General features: G+C 65.3%; 21 protein-coding genes. 13 read left to right on the forward strand and 8 right to left on the reverse strand.

The annotated features are described in order from the left end of the window. Positions 1-3 precede the first annotated feature (3 nt). A complete protein-coding gene (gene betC / locus CAG33_RS13070) occupies positions 4-1,518 on the reverse strand; it encodes a choline-sulfatase (protein WP_085630369.1) in 1,515 nt (504 codons plus the stop codon). A 114-nt stretch (positions 1,519-1,632) separates the two neighbouring features. Here betC and CAG33_RS13075 point away from each other — a divergent pair, with 114 nt between their 5' ends. Next, complete coding sequence (locus CAG33_RS13075) at positions 1,633-2,583, forward strand: LysR family transcriptional regulator (RefSeq protein WP_085630371.1); 951 nt, start codon at positions 1,633-1,635, stop codon at positions 2,581-2,583. Between the two features lie 32 nt (positions 2,584-2,615). After that, a complete protein-coding gene (locus CAG33_RS13080; RefSeq protein WP_085638734.1) occupies positions 2,616-2,942 on the forward strand; it encodes a DOPA 4,5-dioxygenase family protein in 327 nt (108 codons plus the stop codon). Here the strand turns inward: CAG33_RS13080 and CAG33_RS13085 are convergent, their stop codons facing one another. Then, complete coding sequence (locus tag CAG33_RS13085) at positions 2,943-3,344, reverse strand: GFA family protein (RefSeq protein WP_085638737.1); 402 nt, start codon at positions 3,342-3,344, stop codon at positions 2,943-2,945. 322 nt (positions 3,345-3,666) lie between these two features. On the opposite strand from CAG33_RS13085, the gene CAG33_RS13090 reads away from it, so the two are divergent. From CAG33_RS13090 to CAG33_RS13130, 9 genes are all read left to right on the forward strand, one after another. Next, a complete protein-coding gene (locus CAG33_RS13090) occupies positions 3,667-4,974 on the forward strand; it encodes a CitMHS family transporter (RefSeq protein WP_085579342.1) in 1,308 nt (435 codons plus the stop codon). Between the two features lie 76 nt (positions 4,975-5,050). Further along, on the forward strand, positions 5,051-5,818 hold the full coding sequence (locus tag CAG33_RS13095) for a TerC family protein (RefSeq protein ID WP_085579344.1): 768 nt from the start codon (positions 5,051-5,053) through the stop codon (positions 5,816-5,818). 290 nt (positions 5,819-6,108) lie between these two features. Next, positions 6,109-7,767 (forward strand): Na/Pi cotransporter family protein, encoded by a 1,659-nt coding sequence (locus CAG33_RS13100; RefSeq protein ID WP_085638740.1) that lies wholly within the window; start codon positions 6,109-6,111, stop codon positions 7,765-7,767. Between the two features lie 145 nt (positions 7,768-7,912). Next, complete coding sequence (locus tag CAG33_RS13105) at positions 7,913-9,301, forward strand: pitrilysin family protein (RefSeq protein WP_085638743.1); 1,389 nt, start codon at positions 7,913-7,915, stop codon at positions 9,299-9,301. 74 nt (positions 9,302-9,375) lie between these two features. Then, complete coding sequence (locus tag CAG33_RS13110) at positions 9,376-10,404, forward strand: DUF5924 family protein (RefSeq protein WP_085638746.1); 1,029 nt, start codon at positions 9,376-9,378, stop codon at positions 10,402-10,404. A 54-nt stretch (positions 10,405-10,458) separates the two neighbouring features. Then, positions 10,459-11,607: an ABC transporter permease gene (locus tag CAG33_RS13115; RefSeq protein ID WP_085579352.1), complete on the forward strand. Its 1,149-nt coding sequence runs from the start codon at positions 10,459-10,461 to the stop codon at positions 11,605-11,607. Then, positions 11,604-12,407, forward strand: coding sequence for an ABC transporter ATP-binding protein (locus CAG33_RS13120; RefSeq protein ID WP_085579354.1), 804 nt, complete (start codon positions 11,604-11,606; stop codon positions 12,405-12,407). The genes CAG33_RS13115 and CAG33_RS13120 overlap by 4 nt, the downstream gene beginning before the upstream one ends. A 1-nt stretch (position 12,408) precedes the next feature. Further along, a complete protein-coding gene (locus CAG33_RS13125; RefSeq protein ID WP_085579356.1) occupies positions 12,409-13,347 on the forward strand; it encodes an MlaD family protein in 939 nt (312 codons plus the stop codon). After that, positions 13,344-13,970, forward strand: coding sequence for an ABC-type transport auxiliary lipoprotein family protein (locus tag CAG33_RS13130; RefSeq protein WP_085638749.1), 627 nt, complete (start codon positions 13,344-13,346; stop codon positions 13,968-13,970). The genes CAG33_RS13125 and CAG33_RS13130 overlap by 4 nt, the downstream gene beginning before the upstream one ends. 108 nt (positions 13,971-14,078) lie before the next feature. Here CAG33_RS13130 and CAG33_RS13135 read toward each other — a convergent pair whose 3' ends face one another. The 5 genes from CAG33_RS13135 to CAG33_RS13155 form a co-directional block, all read right to left on the reverse strand. After that, positions 14,079-15,308: a nucleoside recognition domain-containing protein gene (locus CAG33_RS13135; RefSeq protein WP_085579360.1), complete on the reverse strand. Its 1,230-nt coding sequence runs from the start codon at positions 15,306-15,308 to the stop codon at positions 14,079-14,081. Positions 15,309-15,430: 122 nt separating this feature from the next. Then, a complete protein-coding gene (gene gltP / locus CAG33_RS13140; RefSeq protein ID WP_085579362.1) occupies positions 15,431-16,762 on the reverse strand; it encodes a glutamate/aspartate:proton symporter GltP in 1,332 nt (443 codons plus the stop codon). Between the two features lie 695 nt (positions 16,763-17,457). Next, positions 17,458-17,922, reverse strand: coding sequence for an inhibitor of vertebrate lysozyme family protein (locus CAG33_RS13145; RefSeq protein ID WP_085579364.1), 465 nt, complete (start codon positions 17,920-17,922; stop codon positions 17,458-17,460). A 2-nt stretch (positions 17,923-17,924) separates the two neighbouring features. Next, entirely contained in the window at positions 17,925-18,089 is a 165-nt protein-coding gene (locus CAG33_RS13150; RefSeq protein ID WP_085579366.1) for a DUF1328 domain-containing protein, read from the reverse strand. Positions 18,090-18,153: 64 nt separating this feature from the next. Beyond that, positions 18,154-18,438 (reverse strand): hypothetical protein, encoded by a 285-nt coding sequence (locus CAG33_RS13155; protein WP_085638751.1) that lies wholly within the window; start codon positions 18,436-18,438, stop codon positions 18,154-18,156. Positions 18,439-18,866: 428 nt separating this feature from the next. Between CAG33_RS13155 and algB the strand changes: the two genes are divergently transcribed. Next, on the forward strand, positions 18,867-20,213 hold the full coding sequence (gene algB, locus CAG33_RS13160; RefSeq protein WP_085579371.1) for a sigma-54-dependent response regulator transcription factor AlgB: 1,347 nt from the start codon (positions 18,867-18,869) through the stop codon (positions 20,211-20,213). Between the two features lie 10 nt (positions 20,214-20,223). Then, positions 20,224-22,005, forward strand: a complete 1,782-nt coding sequence (locus tag CAG33_RS13165; protein WP_085630381.1) for a KinB sensor domain-containing domain — start codon at positions 20,224-20,226, stop codon at positions 22,003-22,005. Here the strand turns inward: CAG33_RS13165 and CAG33_RS13170 are convergent. Further along, positions 22,002-23,618: an EAL domain-containing protein gene (locus CAG33_RS13170; protein ID WP_085579375.1), complete on the reverse strand. Its 1,617-nt coding sequence runs from the start codon at positions 23,616-23,618 to the stop codon at positions 22,002-22,004. The two genes, CAG33_RS13165 and CAG33_RS13170, sit on opposite strands and share 4 nt — an antisense overlap. Positions 23,619-23,678 lie beyond the last annotated feature (60 nt).

Consider the following 23,678-nt stretch of genomic DNA (forward strand, 5'->3'; position numbering starts at 1 on the left):
GCGTTATTGGTTTTGGCAGGGTTGTGGATAACGGGCCTTGCGCTCCAGGTCATCGAGGTCGATGTGGTTGCGCATGTACTGCTGGCTGGCGTCCACCAGCGGCTGGTGATCCCAGCTCTTGAGCGTGCCGAGGGTCAGCGCCCCGGCGACGAAGCGCCGCCGGCGCTGGCTGGCGAGCACGTCCCGGTGGATCGCCGGGATGTCCCAGCGGGCCCGCGCCTCGGCGAGAAAATCGTCGAACAGCTGGCGATGCTGCGGCGATGCGCTGAGTTCTTCCAGCTCGTGCGGATCATTGTCCACATCGAACAGCAGGCAAGGGTCGTCTTCACTGTAGATAAATTTATAGGCGCCGCGCCGGATCATCATCAACGGGCTCACGGTGCCTTCGGCCATGTATTCGCCGAACACTTCGTCGTGCCCGCCCTGCCCTTGCAGGTGCGGCACCAGCGACCGGCCGTCCAGCGGCAGGCCCGGTTCCAGGCTGCCGCCGGCCAGTTCGACGAAGGTCGGCAGCAGGTCGGCGGTGGACACGGCGGCGCTGACCCGGCGGGCGCCGAATTGGCCGGGGGCGCTGATCAGCAGCGGCACCCGGGCGGCCATCTCGAACCAGTGCATCTTGTACCAGAGCCCGCGCTCGCCGAGCATGTCGCCGTGGTCGCCGGAGAACACGATGACGGTGTCGTCGGCCAGCCCGGTTTCCTCCAGGGTCTGCAGGAGCTTGCCGACGTTGTCGTCGATGTAGCTGCACGCGCCGAAGTAGGCCCGGCGCGCGTCGCGGATCTTATCCACAGGCAGCGGCTTGTCCCACAGGTCGTAGACCTTGAGCAGTCGCTGGGAATGCGGGTCGAGCGAATGTTGCTCCGGGGTGACCGGAAGCGGGATGTCGGCATCGTCGTACAAGTCCCAGAACGCCTTGGGAATCGTGTACGGGTCGTGCGGGTGGGTCATCGACACGGTCAGGCAGAACGGCCGGTCGCCGTCCTCGCGGACGTGGTCGTACAGGTACTGGCGGGCCTTGAACACCACTTCTTCGTCGAAATCGAGCTGGTTGGTGCGCACGCACGGCCCGGCCTGCAGCACCGAGGACATGTTGTGGTACCAGCTGGGGCGCACGTCTGGCTCGTCCCAGTTCACCGCCCAGCCGTAGTCGGCGGGGTAGATGTCGCTGGTCAGGCGTTCTTCGTAGCCGTGCAGTTGGTCCGGGCCGCAGAAGTGCATCTTGCCCGACAGCGCGGTGCGGTAGCCGAGGCGGCGCAGGTAATGGGCGTAGGTCGGGACGTCGGCGGGGAAATCGGCGGCGTTGTCGTAGGCGCCGATCTTGCTGGGCAATTGGCCGCTGACCAGGGTGAAGCGCGACGGCGCGCACAGCGGGCTGTTGCAGTAGGCGGCGTCGAACACCACGCCCTGCTCGGCGAGACGGCTGAGGTTCGGCAGCTTGACGGGCGACGGGCCGTAGAACGGCAGCATGGGCGCGGCCATCTGATCGGCCATGATGAAAAGAATGTTCTTGCGCTTCATGTGATCGCGGCATTCCATAGTGGAGAGTTATGCGACATTGCTGCGATTGAGCATGGATTCCATGCCCCGTTCGGTAAAGCCCGTGCCGAACAATGACTAGGATAAGCATCGCTTATGTATGAAGCCCTTGGCGACCTTTCGCTGGACCTGTTGCGCGCCTTCGAGGCGGCGGCCCGTCACCGCAGTTTCACCGCTGCGGCGGTGGAGCTGGGCACCACGCAGCCGGCCGTCAGCCAGCAGATCAAGCGGCTGGAGGAGCAGCTCGGCGCGCGGTTGTTCGACCGGATCTACCGAGGCATCGGCCTGACCGAGGTCGGTGCGTTGCTGTTCGAGCAGGTTGCCCTCGGTTTACAGAACATCGACGCAGGATTGAGCGCGATCAGCGCACAACAGCAGCATGAGGTGTTGCAGGTCGCCACCGATTTCGCCTTCGCCGCCTACTGGCTGATGCCGCGCCTGCACCGCTTCCACGCGGCCAATCCGCAGGTGGACGTGAGCCTGGTCACCAGCGAGCGCAGCCACAACATGCTGCGCACCGACATCGACGTGGCGGTGCTGTTCGGCGACGGGCGCTTCAAGCAGGGCGAAAGCCACTGGCTGTTCAGCGAAGAAGTGTTTCCGGTGTGTAGCCCGCAACTGCTCAAGGACCGCGCCCTTCCCCTGTCGCCCCAGGCGTTGCTGGAGTTTCCGCTGCTGCACCTGCGGGGCGAGAACAGCAGCCGCTGGTTCGACTGGAGCGGACTGTTCCGCGAGCTCGGCCTCACCACCCCGCCGGCGCCGGGGCAATTGCGTTTCGACAACTACACGCTGCTGATCCAGGCGGCCATCGGCGGCCAGGGCGTGGCCATCGGCTGGCGCCACCTTGTGGATAACTTGCTGAGCCAGGGCTTGCTGTGCCGGCCCATCGCCGAGACCACCCTGTCGCGGCTCGGCTATTACGTGGTGCTGCCGCCGCGCAAACGACGTGGGGCATTGATCCAACGGTTCGTCGACTGGCTGATGGCCGAGCAGGCCGACAGCGCCCAGTCGTTGAACGGGTTGGCGTTGCCGTCGGTGGCGGTGTGAGCGGCTTTCAATTTCGATGCAGAGGATTGCAGATGCAACAGATCAAGGGTTATCACGCCCACATCTACTACGATGCCGGCACGATCGAGCAGGCCCGGGCCCTGTGCGAGCAGGCCGCGCAACGGTTTCCCCTGAAAATGGGCCGGATGCACGAGCGCCCGGTGGGCCCGCACCCGGACTGGAGCTGCCAACTGGCGTTCGGCCCCGAGCTGCTGGGGGATGTGCTGCCGTGGCTGGCGCTCAACCGCAAGGGGCTGGTGGTGTTCCTGCACCCCGACACCGGCGACGACCTGCTCGACCACACCGAGCACGCGATCTGGATGGGCGCGATGCGGCCGCTGGATCTGTCCATTTTTTGATCAGAGGGTTTCTTCCGGCTCCCCCGGCAGGTGCTCGTCCAGGTGCAGCCACGGCAGCCGGCTGTCGGTCCAGATGTGCCGGTCGGCCGGTGCCTGTTCCGGGTGGTCGAGGGTGGCGACGGTGACGTCGATGCTCGCGGGGCTCAGCTGTGTCGCCAGCGCCAATTGCGCCCCGCACTGCGGGCAGAAGAACCGCGTGCAGGTGTCCGACGACGCGTAGCGCGCCGGCGTGCCGGCCATCCAACGGAAGTTCGCCGCCGGTGCCGTCAGCCAGGTGGTGACGATGCCGCCGCTGACCCGCCGACAGATCGAGCAATGGCAGTGGGCGATGTCATGCAAGGGCCCGCTGATTTGATAGCGGATGTGTCCGCAGTGGCAGCCGCCGCGGTGCAGTTCGTTCATGGCCCTTCCCTCCCGTGCCCGGATCCATTGACTCTAGCCGCTTCCGACGGCCGGTTGGCCGTTCGCCCAAAGCTTTCGCCGGCGAAAGCTGACTGAAAGCTTCCCCGATTAGTATCGCCCCCACTGCCGGCACCAGACCGGCTGGCCAATGCGTGCGCAACCTCGCCCGCCCGGCCCAATTAACAACAACAATGGTGATTCTGATGTCCTCTGCAACCCGCCTCCTCGCTGTCACTCCGCCCGTACGTTCCGTGCTTCCCGTTCTGCGCTGATCCCCCAAGGTCCGCCCATTCCCTAGCCGCGCTACGCCTGGAGTATTCCCATGCTGACTTTCCTTGGCTTCGCCATGGTCATCACGTTCATGTTCCTGATCATGACCAAGCGCCTGTCCGCGCTGATCGCCCTGATCATCATCCCGATCCTGTTCGCGCTGTTCGGCGGCTTTGCGCCGAAGATCGGCCCGATGATGCTCGAAGGCATCACCAAGCTTGCGCCGACCGGCGTGATGCTGATGTTCGCCATCCTGTATTTCGCCCTGATGATCGACTCCGGCCTGTTCGACCCGGCCGTGCGCAAGATCCTCAAGCTGGTCAAGGGCGACCCGCTGAAGGTGTCGGTCGGCACCGCCGTCCTGGCGCTCGTCGTGTCCCTGGACGGCGACGGCGCGACCACCTACATGATCTGCGTGGCCGCCATGCTGCCGCTGTACAGCCGCATCGGCATGAGCCCGCGGATCATGGCCGGCCTGATCATCCTCGCCGGCGGCGTGATGAACATGACCCCGTGGGGCGGCCCGACCGCCCGTGCCGCCAGTGCGCTGCACGTGGATCCGTCGGACATCTTCGTGCCGATGATCCCGGCCATGGCCGCCGGCGTGGTGGCGATCCTGGTCATCGCCTACTTCTACGGCAAGCGTGAGCGGGCGCGCCTGGGCGAGCTGCACCTGGTCGGCGACGAGATCGACCATAGCGAAATCAGCGTCTCGCAGTTCCCGGACGCCCGCCGTCCGAAGCTGATCTGGTTCAACGGCCTGCTGACCCTGGCCCTGATGTGCACCCTGATCGCCGGTCTGCTGCCGCTGCCGGTGCTGTTCATGGTGGCGTTCAGCATCGCGATGATCGTCAACTACCCTTGCCTGCAGCAGCAGAAGGACCGTGTCGCGGCCCACGCCGGCAGCGTGCTGTCAGTGGTCAGCCTGATCTTCGCGGCGGGCATCTTCACCGGTATCCTGTCGGGCACCGGCATGGTCGACGCCATGTCCAAGAGCCTGTTGGCGGTGATCCCGGATTTCCTGGGCCCTTACCTGGCGGTGATCACGGCGCTGGTGAGCATGCCGTTCACGTTCTTCATGTCGAACGACGCGTTCTACTACGGCGTGCTGCCGGTGCTGTCCGAAGCGGCCAGCCATTACGGCATCACCGCGGTGGAAATGGCCCGTGCCTCGATCGTCGGCCAGCCCGTCCACCTGCTCAGCCCGCTGGTGCCGTCCACCTACCTGCTGGTGGCCCTGGCCGGGATCGAGTTCGGCGACCACCAGCGCTTCACGCTCAAGTGGGCAGTGCTGGTCTGCCTGTGCATACTGGCGGCCGCGTTGCTGTTGGGGACTTTTCCGCTGTTCAGCACTCTGTAACTGCAACGGCACCAAACTTCCACGCCGCCAGCGCCATGCTGGCGTCGTGGTTTAACACTCGCTCAAAGGAATACACATGGAATGGCTGACCAACCCTGAGATCTGGGTTGCCTTCTTCACCCTGACCGCCCTGGAGATCGTCCTGGGGATCGATAACATCATCATGATTTCGATCCTGGTCAGCCGCATGCCCAAGCACATGCAGGCCCGCACCCGGATCTTCGGCCTGGGCCTGGCCATGATCACCCGGATCCTGTTGCTGCTGTCGATCACCTGGGTCATGCGCCTGACCGCCGACCTGTTCGTGGTGTTCGGCCAGGGCATTTCCGGCCGCGACCTGATCCTGTTCTTCGGCGGTCTGTTCCTGCTGTGGAAAAGCTCCCAGGAGATGTACCACGCGCTGGAGGGCGAAGACGAAAGCGACGACGCGCCTTCGGGCAAGGGCGGCAATTTCTTCTACACGATCATCCAGATCGCGATCATCGACATCGTGTTCTCCCTGGACTCGGTCATCACCGCCGTGGGCATGGTCTCCCACGTGCCGGTCATGGTCGCTGCGATCGTCGTGGCCGTGCTGGTGATGATGCTGGCCTCGGGCAAGATCAGCGAGTTCATCGACAAGCACCCGTCGCTGAAGATGCTCGCGCTGTCGTTCCTGCTGGTGGTCGGCACCGTGCTGATCGCCGAAGCGTTCGACGTGCATGTGCCTAAGGGTTACGTCTACTTCGCCATGGCGTTCTCGCTGGCCGTCGAAGCGATCAACATCAAGATGCGCGGCGCGATCGCGAGGAAGAAACAGCAGCAGGAACCGGTGAAGCTGCGCAAGGACGTGCCGGGCCAGTAACCCGTCAGGTCACGCGCAATACCCTGTGGGAGCGGGTTTGCCCGCGATGGCGGTCTGTCAGTCGACCCAACGGTCGAACGTGACGGCCCCATCGCGAGCAGGCTCGCTCCCACTGTTTTTGCGGTGGGGCCGGGTTCGGGTTTCATGACGCTTTTGTTTCAATCGACGCTTGGGCTGTGCGATGCTGGCGCCCAGACCGTTAGCCGACTACAGCTTAAACACAACTCGTAGAAAACGCGCGGCACCGTCCACTTGCCCCTCTGGGGCGCCGTCATCACAGGGGGCCTGCAATGCTCACCCTGCTCAATCTGCTTTCCGCCGTGGCCCTGCTGATCTGGGGCACGCACATCGTCCGCACCGGGATCCTGCGGGTCTACGGCTCCAACCTGCGCCACGTCATCGGCCAGAACATGTCCAAGCGCTGGCTGGCCTTCATCGCCGGCATCGTCGTGACCGCGATGGTGCAGAGCAGCAACGCCACCGCCATGCTCGTCACCTCCTTCGTCGGCCAGGGTCTGATGGCGCTGACCCCGGCCCTGGCCACCATGCTCGGCGCCGACGTCGGTACGGCGCTGATGGCACGGGTGCTGACCTTCGACCTGTCGTGGCTGTCGCCGCTGCTGATCTTCATCGGGGTGATCTTCTTCCTGTCGCGCAAGCAGACGCGGCTGGGCCAGATGGGACGGGTCGCCATCGGCCTGGGGCTGATCATTCTGGCGCTGCAGCTGATCGTCGAGGCGGCCACGCCGATCACCCATGCCCAAGGAGTGAAGGTGATCTTCGCCTCGCTGACCGGCGACATCCTGCTCGACGCCCTGGTCGGTGCGTTGTTCGCGATGGTTTCCTATTCCAGCCTCGCCGCCGTGCTGCTGACCGCGACCCTGGCCGGCGCCAACGTGATCAGCCTGCCGGTGGCGATCGGCCTGGTGATCGGCGCCAACATCGGCAGCGGCGTGCTGGCGTTCATGAGCGCCAGCATGCAGAACGCCGCCGGCCGGCAGGTGGCGCTGGGCAGCCTGCTGTACAAGCTGATCGGGCTGCTGCTGATCATTCCGGTGCTCGACCCGTTGGTGCACTGGCTGGACAGCCTGGATTTCAGCGCCCAGGAAATGGTCATCGGCTTCCACCTGCTCTACAACACCGTGCGCTGCCTGGTGCTGTTGCCCAGCGTCGGGCCGATGGCGCGGCTGTGCGCCTGGCTGCTGCCGGAGCGCGAACAGGCCAACGGCACCGCCCGGCCCCGCCACCTCGATCCGACGGCGCTGACCACGCCGAGCCTGGCCCTGGCCAACGCCGCCCGGGAAACCCTGCGCATGGGCGACCTGATCGACAACATGCTCGACGCCGCCCTCGATGCGCTGCGCGGCAAGCAGACCGCCGTGACCCAGGAAGTGCGCCGGCTGACCGATGACGTCGAGGCGCTGTACAGCGCGATCAAGCTGTACCTGGCGCAGATGCCCCGGGAAGACCTGGGCGAACAGGACAGCCGGCGCTGGGCGGAAATCATCGAACTGGCGATCAACCTCAAGCTGGCCGCCGACCTGATCGAACGCATGCTGCGCAAGGTGCAGCAGCAAAAGACGTCCCAACGCCGTTCGTTCTCCGAGGACGGGCTGGAGGAACTGGCCGGGCTGCAGGCTCAGCTGATCGCCAACCTGCGGCTGGGGCTGTCGGTGTTCCTCAGCGGCGACAAGGAAAGCGCGCGCCAACTGCTGCGGGAGAAGCGCCGGTTCCGCGCCCAGGAGCGGCGCCTGGCCCACGCCCACGTCAGCCGCCTGCAGCGCAAGATCGTGCAGAGCATCGAAACCAGCTCGCTGCACCTGGAACTGATCGCGGACATGAAACGGCTCAATTCACTGTTCTGCGGCAGCGCCTATGTGGTACTGGAGACGTCGGACACCGGCGCGCTGGCGGTGGACGACATGACGGACATCACGCATTCGCCTTGAACGTCTGCAACCGTGGCCAGTCAGTTACAGTGATCCGGCCTTCAGGCCCTCATTGGAACCATATCCCCCTGCGGGAGCCAGCCTGCTGGCGGTGAGGGCCTTTCAGGCACCCCGGATCCCCCTTTCAGCCGTACGGAAACTCGTTATGCGTCGCCTGCTGTTCGCCTGCCTGCTGCTCGGTTCCCTGCCCGCCCTGGCCCTGGATCGCTTCCAGGTCGAAGGCTACGCCCTGCCCAACGGCCTGCAGGTGTTGCTCAAGCCCGGCACCGAGCGCGGGCATGTGGCGATCCGGCTGGTGGTCGGGGTCGGCATCGACGATTTCGGCTGCGACGAAAAGGAACTGCCGCACCTGCTCGAACACCTGCTGTTCAGCGGCACCGACGCCACCGGTGAAGGCGGCCTCGAGGAGCGCATGCAGGCCCTGGGCGGCGAATGGAACGCCTTCACCAGCAACGCCGACACCACGTTCGTCATCGAGGCGCCGGCGAAGAACCAGCGCAAGGTGCTCGACCTGTTGCTGGATCTGCTGACCCGCACGCGCATCGACGACAACGCGATCGACGCGGCCAAGCGCGTGGTCGAGCGCGAGGACGGCGGCCATTACACGCACCTGCGGCGCTGGCTCGACCGCCAGGACCTGGGCCACAGCGCGAGCAATCAACTGGCGGTGGAACTGGGGCTCAAATGCCCGCAGCGGGCCGAGGTCGACGGCCTGACCCGCGAGCAGCTGGAGAAGGTGCGCAAGGCCTGGTACGCGCCCAACAACATGACCCTGATCGTGGTCGGCGAGCTCGACCGGCTGCTGCCGGCCTATCTGGAACGGGCCTGGGGCTCGCTGGAGCCGGTCGACCCCAGCGAGCACCGGACGCTGCCGGACATCAGCAGCAGCGCCGCCCACGAGCGCACGCTGATGCGCGGCTTCATCGGCAACGGCGCCAAGCTGCACTGGCTGGTGCCCGAACCGGTGCTGGACGACCAGTACGACGAAACCTTCGACCTGCTCAAGAACTACCTGGACTGGGCGCTGTACCGCCGCTTGCGCCTGGACCACGCGCTGTCCTACGGGCCGTGGGCCGAGCGCGAGGTGTTCGGCGGCGTCGGCTTCATGAGCCTCAACGCCGATGTGGACCGCGACGACATCGCCCAGGCCGAACGCGAACTGGAGGGGCTCAAGGCCGACCTGCTCAGGGACGGCCTGGACCCCGACACCTTCGCCCGCCTCAAGCAGGCGGCCATCGCCCACCAGGCCTGGGCCGTGCAGGGCAACAGCGCGCTGGCCGACTATTACTGGAGCGCCTTGGGCGACTACGAGGACGGCCGCTTCGCCGACCCCGCCCGGGAGCTGCAAGGGGTGACGCTTGCGGCGGCGAACAAGGCCATGCGCGAACTGCTGCTGCAACCGGGCTACCTGCGGATCGAGAAGCCGCTGCTCGGCGACGACCAGGTGCTGTGGCTGCTGGGCGGCGGCCTGGGCACCCTGCTGCTGATCGTGCTGGGCTGGCGCCTGCGCCACGGGAAAACACCGCCCAACTGATCGGCAGCCTCGCCACGGCGCCCGGCGGGCGGTACTCTGTCGCAGTTTTTCCTCGACCGCCGCGAACTGCCCCCATGCTCAAACTGACCCAGCTGATCCAGCGCATCCTCGAACTGATGAAGCGCTATCCCGGGGTCATTGCGCTCGGCGGTTTCATCTCGGGGGCCGGCAGCTTCATCCTGGTGGACCGCCAGCAAGGGCTGGCCAGCTGGATCGCCACGATCATGCTGCTGAGCTGGATCTGGCTGATGCTGGAAAACAGCCTCACCCAGCTGTTCACCCGGATCTTCAAGCGCGAGATCCCCGAACCGCTGCTGCGCTACGCCACGCAGATGATCCACCAGGAAAGCCTGTTCTTCGTCCTGCCGTTCTTTTTCATCACCACGACCTGGAACAGCGGCCAACTGGTGTTCACCGGCCTGCTGAGCATCGCCGCGTTCATTTCGATCACCGACCCGCTCTACTACAAATGGCTGGCGCGGCGGCGCTGGGCGTTTCTGGCGCTGCACACCCTGACCCTGTTCGCCGCCCTCCTCACCGCGCTGCCGGTGATCCTGCACCTGACCACCTCGCAGAGCTTCAAATGGGCGCTGGGCATCGCCGTGGCGCTGTCGTTCCCCAGCCTGGCGTCGATCTTCCCGATCCGCACCGTGTGCAACGCGCTGGCCATCCTCAGCATCACCCTGGGCATCGGCGCCGTCGGCTGGGTGCTGCGTTCGTGGGTGCCGCCGGCCACGCTGTGGATGACGGATGTGGCGATCAGCACCCAACTGCAGGACCGCACCCCCGGCGACAGCCTCGAAGAGGTCAGCGTCGAGCAGATCCGCAACGGCGGGCTCTACGCCTACACCGCGATCAGCGCGCCGCGGGGGCTGGACGAGCGGATCTATCACGTGTGGCAGTTCAACGGCAAAGAGGTCGACCGCATCGCCCTCGACATCCATGGCGGGCGCAAGGAAGGCTACCGGGCGTGGACGCACAAGCAGAACTTCCCGGCCGACCCGGCGGGCAAATGGCAGGTGCGGGTGTTGACCGAGGACGGCCAGGTGATCGGCGTGCTGCGTTTCACCGTCCCGGACAGCACACCGGCCAAAGAAAAGTAATCGGGTTCGTGCTATTACGTAGGTTCCCGTAACAGCCGCACACGCACGGAGCCTATGACCAGCAGCCCGATGGCCGGCAACGCCCGGCTGGACACCACGCTCACCCCTGCCCGCCTGCGGGTCACGGGCGACTGGACGCTGGCCCACTACGCAGGGCTCAAGCACCTGTGCCAAACGCTGCGCGGCCAGTACGGCGCCGACACCCCCATCGACCTCAACGGCCTCGGCGCCCTCGACACCGCCGGCGCCTCGTTGCTGGTGGAACTGCTCGGTTCCGAACGCCTGGGCCAGTCCGCCGAACACCCCGACTGCACCCTCTCCAACGCCGACCGTGCGTTGCTGCAGACGGTGTACCGCTCGCTGACCGACTTCTGCGTGCCGGTCAAGGAACCGGAAATCAGCGTCAGCGTGCAACTGCTGACCCGCATCGGCCGCGCGGTGGACACGGTCTGGCAAGACACCCTGCAACTGCTGGGCTTCATCGGCCTGATCCTGGAAACCATCGCCCGCAGCCTGCTTAGGCCCAAGCGCTGGCGGATCACCCCGGTGGTGGCGCATATCGAGCAGACCGGCCTCGACGCCGCGCCCATCGTCGCCCTGCTGACCTTCCTGGTAGGCGCCGTGGTGGCGTTCCTCGGGGCGACGGTGCTGGCCGGTTTCGGCGCGAGCATCTTCACCGTGGATCTGGTGGCGTTCTCTTTCCTGCGCGAATTCGGCGTGTTGCTGACCGCGATCCTGATGGCCGGCCGCACTGCCAGCGCCTTCACCGCGCAGATCGGTTCGATGAAGGCCAACGAAGAGATCGACGCGATCCGCACCCTCGGGCTCGACCCGATGGAACTGCTGGTGGTGCCCCGGGTGCTGGCGCTGCTGGTGGCCCTGCCGATGCTGACGTTCCTGGCGATGCTCTGCGGCATCGTCGGCGGCGGTGTGGTCTGCGCGGTGTCGCTGGGGATTTCCCCGGCGATGTTCCTGTCGCTGCTGCAGACCGACATCGGCGTACAGCACTTCCTGGTGGGGCTGGTGAAGGCGCCGGTCTTCGCGTTCATCATCGCGGCGATCGGCTGCCTCGAAGGCTTCAAGGTCAGCGGCAGCGCCGAATCGGTCGGCGCCCACACCACCTCCAGCGTGGTGCAGTCGATTTTCGTGGTCATCGTGTTCGACGCGGTGGCCGCCCTGTTCTTCATGGAGATGAGCTGGTGAGCCGTCCACCCCGCGCGCCCGCCGAGGCGGTCATCGAAGTCCGTGGCCTGTGCAACCGTTTCGGCCGCCAGAGCGTGCATGAGAACCTGGACCTGGACCTGTACAAGGGCGAGATCCTGGCCGTGGTCGGCGGCTCCGGCAGCGGCAAGTCGGTGCTGCTGCGCAGCATCGTCGGCCTGCGCCGGCCCAGCGAAGGCAACGTCACGGTGTTCGGCCAGAACCTGCCGAGCCTGCCGGAGCACGAGCGCTCGCTGATCGAGCGGCGTTTCGGCGTGCTGTTCCAGAAGGGCGCGCTGTTCTCCTCGCTGACCGTGACCGAGAACGTCGCCCTGCCCCTGATCGAGCACGCGGGCCTGAGCCGCGACGACGCCGAACACCTGGCGGCGGTGAAGCTGGCGCTGGCCGGGCTGCCGCTGTCGGCGGCGGACAAGTACCCCGCATCCCTGTCCGGCGGCATGATCAAGCGCGCGGCGCTGGCCCGGGCGCTGGCGCTGGATCCGGACATCCTGTTCCTCGACGAGCCCACCGCCGGGCTCGACCCGATCGGCGCCGCCGCGTTCGACCAACTGATCCTGACCCTGCGCGACGCCCTGGGCCTGAGCGTGTTTCTGGTGACCCACGACCTGGACACGCTCTACACCATCACCGACCGCGTGGCGGTGCTGGCGCAGAAGAAGGTGCTGGTGGCCGGGCCGATCGACCAGGTCTCGGAAACCGACGACGCGTGGATCCACGAATACTTCCACGGCCCCCGGGGCCGCTCGGCGCTCGGCGCCGCTTCACAGCTCAACGAGGTCTGACATGGAAACCCGAGCCCATCATGTGTTGATCGGCCTGTTCACCGTGATCGTGGTGGCGGGCGCCCTGCTCTTCGGCCTGTTTTTGGCCAAGTCCAGCGTCGACACCGAGTTCAAGGATTACGAAGTGGTGTTCAACGAGGCGGTCAGCGGCCTGTCCAAGGGCAGCGCGGTGCAGTACAGCGGGATCAAGGTCGGCGACGTGGTCAGCCTCAGGCTTGATCCGGAAGACCCGCGCCGGGTGCTGGCGCGGATCCGCCTGGGCGGCGACACCCCGATCAAGGAAGACACCCTGGCCAAGCTGGCCCTGACCGGCATCACCGGCACCTCGATCATCCAGCTCAGCGGCGGCACGCCGCAGAGCCCGAACCTCAAGGGCCGCGACGGCAAGCTGCCGACCATCGTCGCCACGCCCTCGCCCATCTCCCGCCTGCTCAATGACAGCAACGACCTGATGACCGGGGTCAACGAGCTACTGCACAACGCCAACCAGATGTTTTCGGCGCAGAACGTCGAGCGCATCAGCAACACCCTCGCCCACCTGGAACAGACCACCGGCGCGATCAACGACCAGCGCGGCGACCTGCGCCAGGCCATGCAGCAACTGGCGGCGGTGGGCAAGCAGGCCGGCAGCATGCTCGAACAGACGTCGGCGCTGATGCGCAACGCCAACGGCCTGCTCAACGATCAGGGCAAGCAGGCCCTGGGCAGCGCCGAGCAGGCGATGAAATCCCTGGAGCAAAGCAGCGCCACGATCAACGGCCTGCTGAGCAAGAACCAGACGTCCCTGGACAGCGGCCTGCAAGGCCTCAACGGCCTGGCGCCGGCGGTGCGCGAACTGCGCGAGACCTTGAGCTCGCTGCGCGCCATTTCCCAACGCCTGGAGGCCAACCCCAGCGGCTATCTGCTGGGCAACGACAAGAACAAGGAATTCACCCCATGAAGCCGACCCGCCTCGCCCTCCTCGCCGGTTTCGCGCTGGCCGCTTCGTGTTCGATCCTGCCCAAGCCGGAGCCGCTGGACGTCTACCGCCTGCCCGCCGCCCAGACGCCCGCCCCGACCGGCCCGGCGGCCGTCCAGCACTGGTCGCTGCGCCTGAACAAACTGCAGGCCAGCGAAGCGCTGAACCGGCCGGGCATCGCCGTGATCCCTCAGGGCGACGTGATCAGCACCTACAAGGCCTCGCGCTGGAGCGACCCGGCGCCGGTGCTGCTGCGCAACCGCCTGCTCGACGGCTTCCAGCGTGACGGCCGGGTGTCGCTGCTGAGCACCGACGACAGCAACTTCCAGGCGGACCTGGAGCTGGGCGGCAGCCTGCAAGCGTTTCAGACGGAATATGAGGGCAACGGCGCCAGCGTCGTGGTGCGCCTGGATGCGTTGCTGGTGCGTGGCTACGACCAGCGCATCCTCGCCAGCCGCCGCTTCGAGGAACGCCAGCCGCTGAGCGATGTAAAGGTGCCGGCGGCAGTCGCCGGGTTCGGCCAGGCCAGCGACCGCCTGACCGCGAAGGTGGTGGCGTGGGCGGTGGAGCAAGGCCAGCGATTCGCATCGCAACCCCGGCCTTGAGCACCGCACAGAATCCCGTGGGACACACCCACGATCCCCTGCTGGCGATGGCGGTCTGTCGGCCTACGGGCAATCGCCGGCAGTCCGGCTTTCGTCTCAGATCGGCGATCAGCCGAAGAACCAGTAGCACACGCCGATGGCGCCGAGCACGCCGGCCAACTCCGCCAGCAGCGCACACCCCACCGCGTGCCGCGCCCGCTGGATGCCCACCGCGCCGAAGTACACCGCCAGCACGTAGAACGTGGTCTCGGTGCTGCCCTGGATCGTCGCCGCCACCAGCGCCGGGAAGCTGTCCACGCCGGAGGTCTTCATGGTCTCGATCAGCATCGCCCGCGCGGCGCTGCCGGAGAACGGCTTGACCATCGCTGTCGGCAGCGCATCGACGAAACGGGTGTCCCAGCCGGCCCACTGCACCAGGTGGCGGATCCCGTCGAGGCCGAAGTCCAGCGCCCCGGAGGCCCGCAGCACGCCGATGGCGCAAAGCATGGCCACCAGGTACGGCAACAGGTTCTTGGCCACGTCGAAGCCCTCTTTGGCCCCTTCGACGAACGCTTCGTACACCTTCACCTTGCGCAGCGCGCCGATCACCAGAAACAGCATGATCAAGCCGAACAGTGTCAGATTGCCGAGGATCGACGACAATCCGGCCAACGCCGTGGCGGACATCGTCGCCAGCAGCGCCATGAAGCCGCCGAGGATCAGCGCGCCGGGCAGCAGGTAGGCCAGTACCACCGGGTCCCAGATGCGCAGGCGCTGCATGACCGCCACCGAGAGAAAGCCGACGATGGTCGAGCAACTGGTGGCCAGCAGGATCGGCAGGAACACCAGGGTCGGGTCCGGCGCGCCTTGCTGGGCGCGGTACATGAAAATGGTGACCGGCAGCAGGGTCAGGGATGAGGCGTTGAGCACCAGGAACAGGATCTGCGCGTTGCTGGCCACGGTGGCGCTGGGGTTGAGCTCCTGCAGGGCCTTCATGGCCTTGAGGCCGATGGGGGTGGCGGCGTTGTCCAGGCCCAGGCCGTTGGCGGCGAAGTTGAGGGTGATCAGGCCGATGGCCGGATGGCCCGGCGGCACTTCCGGCATCAGGCGCAGGAACAGTGGGCCCAGGGCCTTGGCCAGCCATTCGACGATGCCGGCCTTCTCGGCGATGCGCAGGAAGCCCAGCCACAGGGTGAGGGTGCCGAACAGCAGCACCATGACCTCGACCGACAGCTTGGCCATGGCGAAGATGCTTTCGACCATCGCCGCGAAGATCCCGGCGTTGCCGCCCACCAGCCACTGCGCCAGCGCCGACACGGCCGCCACGATGAAGAAGCCAAGCCACAGGCCGTTAAGCATCAGTCAAATTCCCCCGGAAGATGCGGCGAATGATAGCGGGGCTGCCGAAAACGACAAACCCCGGAAATGATCCGGGGTTTGTTTGTGCGGCCGCTGACTGCAGGAAGCCAGCAGGGCGTGTGTCAGTTCTTGGTGGCCTGGGCCGCCGGAACCTTGTCCTTGCTGCGCCAGTGCGGCAGGGAGTTCCAGTAGCGCTGGCCCTTGGCGTCGTCGTACATGCCTTCCCAACGGGCGATGACCAGCACGGCCAGGGCGTTGCCGATCACGTTCAGGGCGGTGCGCGCCATGTCCATGATGCGGTCGACGCCGGCGATGAACGCCAGGCCTTCCAGCGGAATGCCGACGCTGCCCAGGGTGGCCAGCAGCACCACGAAGGACACGCCCGGCACGCCGGCGATGCCTTTGGAGGTGACCATCAGGGTCAGCACCAGCAGCAGCTGCTGGCTGATCGACAGGTCGATGCCGTACAGCTGGGCGATGAAGATCGCCGCGATGCTCTGGTACAGGGTCGAGCCGTCAAGGTTGAACGAGTAGCCGGTCGGCACCACGAAGCTGCAGATGGCCTTCGGCGCGCCGTAGGCTTCCATCTTCTCGATCACGCGCGGCAGCACGGTTTCGGACGAAGCGGTGGAGTAGGCCAGCACCAGCTCATCCTTGAAGATGCGCATCAGCTTGATCACCGAGAAGCCGAACAGGCGAGCGATCAGGCCCAGCACCACGAAGCCGAAGAACGCGATGGCGACGTAAACCAGGATCACCAGCTTGGCCAGCGGCAGCAGCGAGGCGAAACCGAAGTTGGCCACGGTCACCGCGATCAGGGCGAACACGCCGATCGGGGCGTAGTTCATGATCATGTGGGTGACTTTGAACATGCTTTCCGAGACGCCCTGGAACATCTTCACCAGCGGTTCGCGCAGGTCCGACTGCAGGCTCGACAGACCGAGGCCGAACAGCACGGAGAAGAAGATGATCGGCAGCATCTCGCCGCGGGCCATGGCCGCGAAGATGTTCGACGGGATCAGGTTGAGGATGGTCTCGATGAACGCGTGTTCATGCTGTACTTCGGCGGCGGTGGCCTTGTACTTGGAGATGTCCACGGTGCCCAGGGTGCTCATGTCGATGCCGGCACCCGGATGGAACACGTTGGCCAGCAGCAGGCCGACGACGATGGCGATGGTGGTGACGATCTCGAAGTAGATGATGGTCTTCAGGCCGATGCGCCCGAGCTTCTTGGCGTCGCCCACGCCGGCGATGCCGACGATAAGGGAGGAAATGACGATCGGGATCACGATCATCTTGATCAGACGGATAAAGATATCGCCTGCCGGTTGCAGGACGTTGCTGATCCACCAGGCCTTTTCGGCGCTGAAGTGGTTGAGCAACGCGCCAATGGCAATCCCCAATACGAGACCGATCAGGATTTGCCAGGCGAGGCTGAGCTTTGCCTTCTTCATTATTTTTACCCTTACTTGCGTTTGACTCAGGCACATGCAGGAACTGGAACGCGCTCGGCGCAAAAGTCTGTGCATCTGCCTCCGTATAAGGTGCTCCGGAGCGCATGATTACGCTCTCCGGCAGGCGAAAAAAGGCGCAACTATTCCGATGCGGGGTTGCGCCGTCTAATGCCGTAAGCGACTACCCTATGCCGAATCGGCATGAGATTTTTCAATTGAAACTGGCGTCCCAAGCGGTTCGATTGCGACATTCAAGCAGGCATAAGCGCCGTGAACCGGCCATTTCAGCGTAGCTGGCTTGTTTTTACGGTGTCCTGAATCGGAAGAAAATTTGGGAAAAAACCTACAACGGAAAACGAAAAGGCCCGATGTGAAATCGGGTTCTTTATCGATATACGGTCGCCGCGAAACACGGCGAAACGGTTTTCGCCACAGTCTGAACGATTCAACGGTGAGCAGGACGCTCTAGATCAACGTTTGGCGCGTTCGAAGCTTTCGGCAAGTCCGTCGGACCTCGGACGGGCCGGCGAACTTGCGCGCAGCTTCATTGCCCTGGCCCGGCCCTCATCGCAGGCACTCCCTGTACCCGTAGGTCACTCCGACCCTGCAACAGTCAGAACGTCCCGGCCCCTTGGCCATGCGCCGGCCTTCCTCGGGCGGGCGCAATGAAGGGCAGCTTGGCGCTGCCCTCATGTTCAATACCAGTTCGGATCCTTCCTCAGCGTTTCGGTCAGCAGTCCCTGCATGCCTTCATCGGGCTTGCCCAGGAATCGGTAAGTGGCATGCCGCGTCGGCGACTTGTCCGCCGGCAGCCCCTCCGGCACATCGACCAGCAGGGCGTAGGCCTGCTTCTTGTCGAAGCTGAAGGCGACGATCAGGCGGTGGTTCAGGCAGGTCTGCTCGGTCTCGCACAGCGGCCCCACCAGGTACTGGTCGCCATCCTCTTCGACGGCATTCATTTGCTGCTGCGGCGCTCCGGACAGGTTCATCACCCATTCCGGCAGGCGTTCCTCTTTCTTCACCACTTTTTGCCAGGTGTCCCGGTATTGGGGGTCGGCATTGAGCAGCTCGTTGACGCGCGTCTGGCCATCATTGGCCGCCATCGCCATGGCGCAGCCGCCCATGAGCAGGGCGGCCGCCAGTGTCTTCACGACGCTCATGGTCAGCCTCGGCCGCGGCGGCCGAAGATGAAGGAAGCGATGAACATCACCAGGAACACGACAAAGAGAATCTTGGCGATGCCCGTGGCAGTGCCCGCGATACCACCGAAGCCCAGCACGGCGGCGATGATGGCAATGATCAGGAAGGTGATTGCCCAGCTCAACATGATGATTCTCCTCACTTCTGTTTTAAGGGTGTTGCCCGTCTCGGCGTTCGACGCCCAGATTCATTCAAAAGATCCAGCGTTCTTCGCGGGGCGCCTGGTCCAGCGGCTGCGGCTGGTCGACATCGACCATGCGCAGCGCGACGTCCTCGGCCTGGCGGCTGGCGGCCGCGCTGAAATGGGTCTGTACGGGGTGTTGGATCGAGATCAGGGGTTCAGGCGTCTGGCTCTGTTCCCAGCGCAGGTATTGCTGGCACGCGATCAGGGTGACCAACAGCGCGAGCAGGCCGAACAGGCCTTGCTGGATCTGCAGGGACGAGAGGCGAGCGGTGGTGGCGCTTGGGCGAGTCATCCTGGTGTCCTCACTCTTATTCGTTGGGGCGATCGATGTCTGCCCGGTCTGAGGGAGTCTTTGCAGAGCGCATGCCAGCTTTTTTTGATCAAAAATAATCAATAAAATCAATAAGTTATAAAATCAATCAAGGAAAATGACGACGCATCCTGCACGATGCCGCCTGTCACCGTCGTGCGAATTGCACGACCGCTCCGACAGACATTTCATTCTTTTTGAATGGATGGCGGGGCGCGGATGTCAGAAATGAGGCGGGAGGTAATGGCGAAATCCGTGATCGACCGCAAAAGTCAGAAAAATCAGCGGATTAGCCGTAAGGGCAGGAGGGAGCTACCCTGCCATGACTGGAATCGATCAGAATCGACCATGCAACTTGCCCGATTTTTCCGGGACTAAACCAAGACATTCACTTATGGAGCGTAGGAAAAATGGAATCAGCCACTGAGCATCAAGGCCGCATTCTGCTGGTGGACGATGAATCCGCCATCCTGCGAACGTTCCGCTATTGCCTCGAAGACGAGGGCTATACGGTGGCCACCGCCACCAGCGCCGCCCAGGCCGATGCGCTGCTGCAGCGGCAGGTGTTCGACTTGTGCTTTCTGGATCTGCGCCTGGGCGAGGACAACGGTCTGGACGTCCTGGCGCAGATGCGCGTTCAGGCGCCGTGGATGCGGGTGGTGATCGTCACCGCCCATTCGGCGGTCGACACCGCGGTGGATGCGATCCAGGCCGGCGCCGCCGATTACCTGGTCAAGCCGTGCAGCCCCGATCAGTTGCGCTTGGCCACGGCCAAGCAACTGGAAGTGCGCCGGCTCTCGGCACGCCTGGAAGCCCTCGAAGGCGAAATCCGCCAGTCGAAGGACGGCCTCGACTCCCACAGCCCGGCAATGAAGGTGGTGCTGGAGACCGCGCGCCAAGTGGCGGGCACCGATGCCAACATCCTGATCCTGGGCGAGTCCGGCACCGGCAAGGGCGAGCTGGCCCGGGCCATCCATGGCTGGAGCAAGCGCGAGAAGAAGTCCTGCGTCACGGTCAACTGCCCGTCGCTGAACGCCGAACTGATGGAAAGCGAACTGTTCGGGCACAGCCGCGGCGCGTTCACCGGCGCCAGCGAGAGCACGCTCGGGCGAGTCAACCAGGCCGACGGCGGCACGCTGTTTCTCGACGAGATCGGCGATTTTCCCCTGACCTTGCAGCCGAAACTGCTGCGTTTCATTCAAGACAAGGAATACGAGCGGGTAGGGGATCCGGTCACTCGGCGCGCCGATGTGAGGATCTTGGCAGCCACCAACCTCAACCTGGAAGACATGGTGCGTGACGGGCGTTTCCGCGAGGATCTGCTGTACCGCCTGAACGTCATCACCCTGCACCTGCCGCCGCTGCGTGAACGAAGCGAGGACATCCTCACCCTGGCCGAGCGTTTCCTGGCCCGTTTCGTCAAGGAATACGCGCGTCCGGCCCGGGTGTTCAGCGACGAGGCCCGCGAGGCGATGCTCAGCTACCGCTGGCCGGGCAACATCCGGGAGCTGCGCAACGTGGTCGAGCGCGCCAGCATCATTTGCCCTCAGGAGCGGGTGGAAATCAGCCACTTGGGCATGGCCGAGCAACCGGCCGCCAATACGCCGCGGATCGGCGCCGCCCTGAGCCTCGACGAACTGGAGCGGGCCCACATCGGCGCGGTGCTGGCCACCGCCGGCACCCTCGACCAGGCGGCCAAGACACTGGGCATCGACGCCTCGACCCTGTACCGCAAGCGCAAGCAATACAACCTGTGAGCGGGTGACGATGAAGCTGGCAATGAAGTTGCGTACCCGGTTGTTCCTGAGCATTTCCGCGCTGATCACCGTGGCCCTGCTGGGGCTGCTGCTGGGCCTGGTCAGCGTCATGCAGATGGCCGGCAGCCAGGAAGCGCTGGTGCGCAACAACTTTGTCACCCTCGACCTGGGGCTCAAGCTGCGCCAGACCCTGGGCGACCAATTGATCATGATGCTGTCGGCAAAGCCCGACCCTGCGGCGTTCGAAGCCTCGCGACAGCATTACCGCGAACTGCTGGAGGAGGGCATCGCCCACGAAGCCCAAGGCGACGACAACCCGTACGGGTTCAAGCAGGCCAAGGACGATTACCAGCGTTTCATGGAGGCTTATGACCGGTCGGCCACCTCCTTGAGCGACAGCGGTGAGTTGCGCGAACGCTTCAACACTCTGCGCAACGGTTTGGTCACCGAACACAAGCGCGCCCTCGACAACATCAATGCGGTGCAGCAGGCCGCCCGCCAACGGGCGTTGCTGATCGCCGGCCTGCTCGGGCTGGTGGGCCTGGCGGTGCTGATCATCGGTTTTGTGACCGCCCACGGGATCGCCCGGCGTTTCGGCGCCCCCATCGAGGCCCTGGCCAAAGCGGCCGACAGCATCGGCCAAGGCAATTTCGAGGTGACCCTGCCGATTTCCCCCGCCCTGGAAATGAACCAGCTGACCCGGCGTTTCGGCCTGATGGCCGAAGCCCTGCGCGAGCACCAGGCCACCAACGTCGACGAGCTGCTGGCCGGCCAGCAGCGCTTGCAGGCGGTGCTCGACAGCATCGATGACGGCCTGCTGATGATCGACCGCGAAGGGCGCCTGGAACACCTCAACCCGGTGGCCCAGCGGCAGTTGGGCTGGGACAGCGACCGGTGCGGGCAAGGATTGGGCGCGGCGCTGGGCCGGCCCGAACTGGATGTCCAGTTGCAATCGGTGCTGCGGGGCGGCTCGCTGGAGCGGGCACCGGAGGATCTGAGTGTCGAAGTCGACGGCGAGGCGCGGCTGCTGACGTTCAGCCTGACCCCGGTCAGCCACACCCAGGGCCATATCCTCGGGGCGGTGATGGTGCTGCACGATGTGACCGAGCAGCGCGCGTTCGAACGGGTCCGCAGTGAATTCGTCCTGCGCGCGTCCCATGAGCTGCGCACGCCGGTGACCGGCATGCACATGGCGTTCGGCCTGTTCCGCGAGCGGGCGAAGTTCGCCGAGGACTCCCGGGAATCCGATCTGCTGGACACGGTCAACGAAGAGATGCAGCGCCTGATGCAACTGATCAACGACCTGCTCAACTTCTCGCGCTACCAGAGCGGTCTGCAGAAGCTGTCGCTGGCGCCGTGCTCGATCGGGGATCTGTTGGAGCAGGCGCAATCGCGTTTTGCCGGCGCGGCGGCCGAGAAGGGCGTCACCCTGAGCGTCGAGGTGCAGGAGCCGTTGCCGCGGCTGCAGGCCGATCAGGCGCAGCTGGACCGGGTGCTGGACAACCTGATCGACAATGCCTTGCGCCACACCGCCCGGGACGGGCTGATCCGCCTTCAGGCCCGGCGCCACGGCGAGCGGGTGATCATCAGCGTCGAGGACAACGGCGAAGGCATCGCCTACGGTCAGCAGGGACGGATTTTCGAACCGTTCGTTCAGGTCGGGCGCAAGAAGGGCGGCGCGGGGCTGGGCCTGGCGCTGTGCAAGGAAATCGTCCAGCTGCACGGTGGCCGGATGGGCGTCTATTCGCGGCCGGGGCAGGGCACGCAGTTCTACATGGCGTTGGCAGTCTAGGCTTCGTCGTCGATCCGACGCCCGGCCAGGCGCCGGCCACGGGTGATCAGCTCGATGAACTGCACAGCGCTCAGGGCGTGGGCGAACAGCCAGCCCTGGCCGAACTTCACGCCTTCGCTGCTGAGCAGCGCCGCCTGGGATTCGAGCTCGATGCCCTCGGCGATCACCTTCAGATCCAGCGCCTGCGCCATGTGAATGATGTGCGGCGCGACCCCGCTGCTGGCGGCGTCGTGACCGAGGGCATCGATGAACGCCTTGTCGATCTTCAGGCAGTCCACCGGCAGGGTCTGCAGGTAGGCGAGGCTGCAATAGCCGGTGCCGAAATCGTCGATCAGCACCTGATGCCCCACGTCGCGCAGCGCTTGCAGGTTCTCCCGCGCCACCACCACGTCGATCAGGCCGCGTTCGGTGACCTCGAACGCGATCTGCCGCGCCGCGACCCGGTGCAGGGCCAGCAGCCGGGCCATGACCTGGCCGATGCGCGGCACCATCACATCGCAGGCCGCCAAGTTCACCGAGATGTACAGCTGCGGATTGGCCCGCAGCAGCTGGCCCAGCTGCTCCAGCAGGCGCTGCAGGACGAAGTCGGTCATCTGCCGGATCTGCCCGGTATTCTCCGCCATCGGGATGAACAGATCGGGGCTGGTCAGCGTGCCGTCCGGCCGGCGCCAGCGCAACAGGGCCTCGGCGCCGACGCAGTTGCGGCTGTCGAGGTCGAAGATCGGCTGGTACAGCACCTGCAGCTCGCCCCGGCGGATCGCGCCGTGCAGCTCGGCGTCCAGCGACTGCCGCTGGCGCACCAGCCAGAACACCAGCAGGCCGACGAAGGCGCCGAGCATCAGGCACAGCGGCACCATCCACCACCAGAGCTCCGGGATGTGCATGCCGGTGCGCGGGGTGATCAGCACCAGCTGGTACTCCGGGTTGTCGGTGGGCATGCGATAGATCAGGCGCGTCTGGGTCACCTGCAGCGCGTCCGGGTTCTTCGGCGGCCAATGGTCGGTGGGCGGCCAGGCCTGCGGCACGCCGAGCACCGGAATCGCCCGCGACCCGTGATCGAGCACCACCAGCAGGCTGCTGCCGGGCGACAGGTCGACCATGTCGGTCAGGTGCCCGCGGGAGGTGGCCACGCGGAAGTTGCCGCGGCCGAGCATCAGGGCGGCGCGGTTTTCGTCGGGTTCGGTGGTGGTGTTGAGCCAGTAGCTGTAGGTCGGGCCCTTGATGTCCGGCGGGCGCACCACCGAGAGGGCATCCTGGCGCGGACGGTTGGAGCAGATCCGCGAAGCGTCCATGTAGGCGGCTTCGTAGACGAAGCGGTAATTGAACGTGACCTGCTGCAGGGTGGCGATCATTTCCTCGTCGCAGCTGCGCAGGGGTTGGGCCTCCAGGTCGTCGAGGCTTTCGCGCAGCTGGCCGAACAGTTGCTCGAGGCGGGCGAGGAAGCGTGCGCCCTGGGCGTTCATCTCCTGGCTTTCGTTCTGTTCGACCTGGCGCACCGCCACGAACAGCCCGCCGGTGATCAAAAGGCTTGCGCTGAGGACAGCCGCGAGCATCGCCAAAAACCACGGGCGATAAAACCAGCCACGCAACGTCTCTCGGGTAGCTACCATCATGGATATCCGAAGAATTACCAATGAGTTATAGCTGCTGATTGCGATTTCGCCCTGACCGTC

Origin of the sequence: Pseudomonas sp. B3(2017) (assembly GCF_002113595.1) — a bacterium.
Classification (GTDB): Bacteria; Pseudomonadota; Gammaproteobacteria; order Pseudomonadales; family Pseudomonadaceae; genus Aquipseudomonas; species Aquipseudomonas ekonensis.

Coding starts and splice junctions, on each gene's coding strand:
- betC (WP_085630369.1), bottom strand. CDS start 1,518: ATGAAGCGCAAGAACATTCTTTTCATCATGGCCGATCAGATGGCCGCG.
- CAG33_RS13075 (WP_085630371.1), top strand. CDS start 1,633: ATGTATGAAGCCCTTGGCGACCTTTCGCTGGACCTGTTGCGCGCCTTC.
- CAG33_RS13080 (WP_085638734.1), top strand. CDS start 2,616: ATGCAACAGATCAAGGGTTATCACGCCCACATCTACTACGATGCCGGC.
- CAG33_RS13085 (WP_085638737.1), bottom strand. CDS start 3,344: ATGAACGAACTGCACCGCGGCGGCTGCCACTGCGGACACATCCGCTAT.
- CAG33_RS13090 (WP_085579342.1), top strand. CDS start 3,667: ATGCTGACTTTCCTTGGCTTCGCCATGGTCATCACGTTCATGTTCCTG.
- CAG33_RS13095 (WP_085579344.1), top strand. CDS start 5,051: ATGGAATGGCTGACCAACCCTGAGATCTGGGTTGCCTTCTTCACCCTG.
- CAG33_RS13100 (WP_085638740.1), top strand. CDS start 6,109: ATGCTCACCCTGCTCAATCTGCTTTCCGCCGTGGCCCTGCTGATCTGG.
- CAG33_RS13105 (WP_085638743.1), top strand. CDS start 7,913: ATGCGTCGCCTGCTGTTCGCCTGCCTGCTGCTCGGTTCCCTGCCCGCC.
- CAG33_RS13110 (WP_085638746.1), top strand. CDS start 9,376: ATGCTCAAACTGACCCAGCTGATCCAGCGCATCCTCGAACTGATGAAG.
- CAG33_RS13115 (WP_085579352.1), top strand. CDS start 10,459: ATGACCAGCAGCCCGATGGCCGGCAACGCCCGGCTGGACACCACGCTC.
- CAG33_RS13125 (WP_085579356.1), top strand. CDS start 12,409: ATGGAAACCCGAGCCCATCATGTGTTGATCGGCCTGTTCACCGTGATC.
- CAG33_RS13130 (WP_085638749.1), top strand. CDS start 13,344: ATGAAGCCGACCCGCCTCGCCCTCCTCGCCGGTTTCGCGCTGGCCGCT.
- CAG33_RS13135 (WP_085579360.1), bottom strand. CDS start 15,308: ATGCTTAACGGCCTGTGGCTTGGCTTCTTCATCGTGGCGGCCGTGTCG.
- gltP (WP_085579362.1), bottom strand. CDS start 16,762: ATGAAGAAGGCAAAGCTCAGCCTCGCCTGGCAAATCCTGATCGGTCTC.
- CAG33_RS13145 (WP_085579364.1), bottom strand. CDS start 17,922: ATGAGCGTCGTGAAGACACTGGCGGCCGCCCTGCTCATGGGCGGCTGC.
- CAG33_RS13150 (WP_085579366.1), bottom strand. CDS start 18,089: ATGTTGAGCTGGGCAATCACCTTCCTGATCATTGCCATCATCGCCGCC.
- CAG33_RS13155 (WP_085638751.1), bottom strand. CDS start 18,438: ATGACTCGCCCAAGCGCCACCACCGCTCGCCTCTCGTCCCTGCAGATC.
- algB (WP_085579371.1), top strand. CDS start 18,867: ATGGAATCAGCCACTGAGCATCAAGGCCGCATTCTGCTGGTGGACGAT.
- CAG33_RS13165 (WP_085630381.1), top strand. CDS start 20,224: ATGAAGCTGGCAATGAAGTTGCGTACCCGGTTGTTCCTGAGCATTTCC.
- CAG33_RS13170 (WP_085579375.1), bottom strand. CDS start 23,618: ATGATGGTAGCTACCCGAGAGACGTTGCGTGGCTGGTTTTATCGCCCG.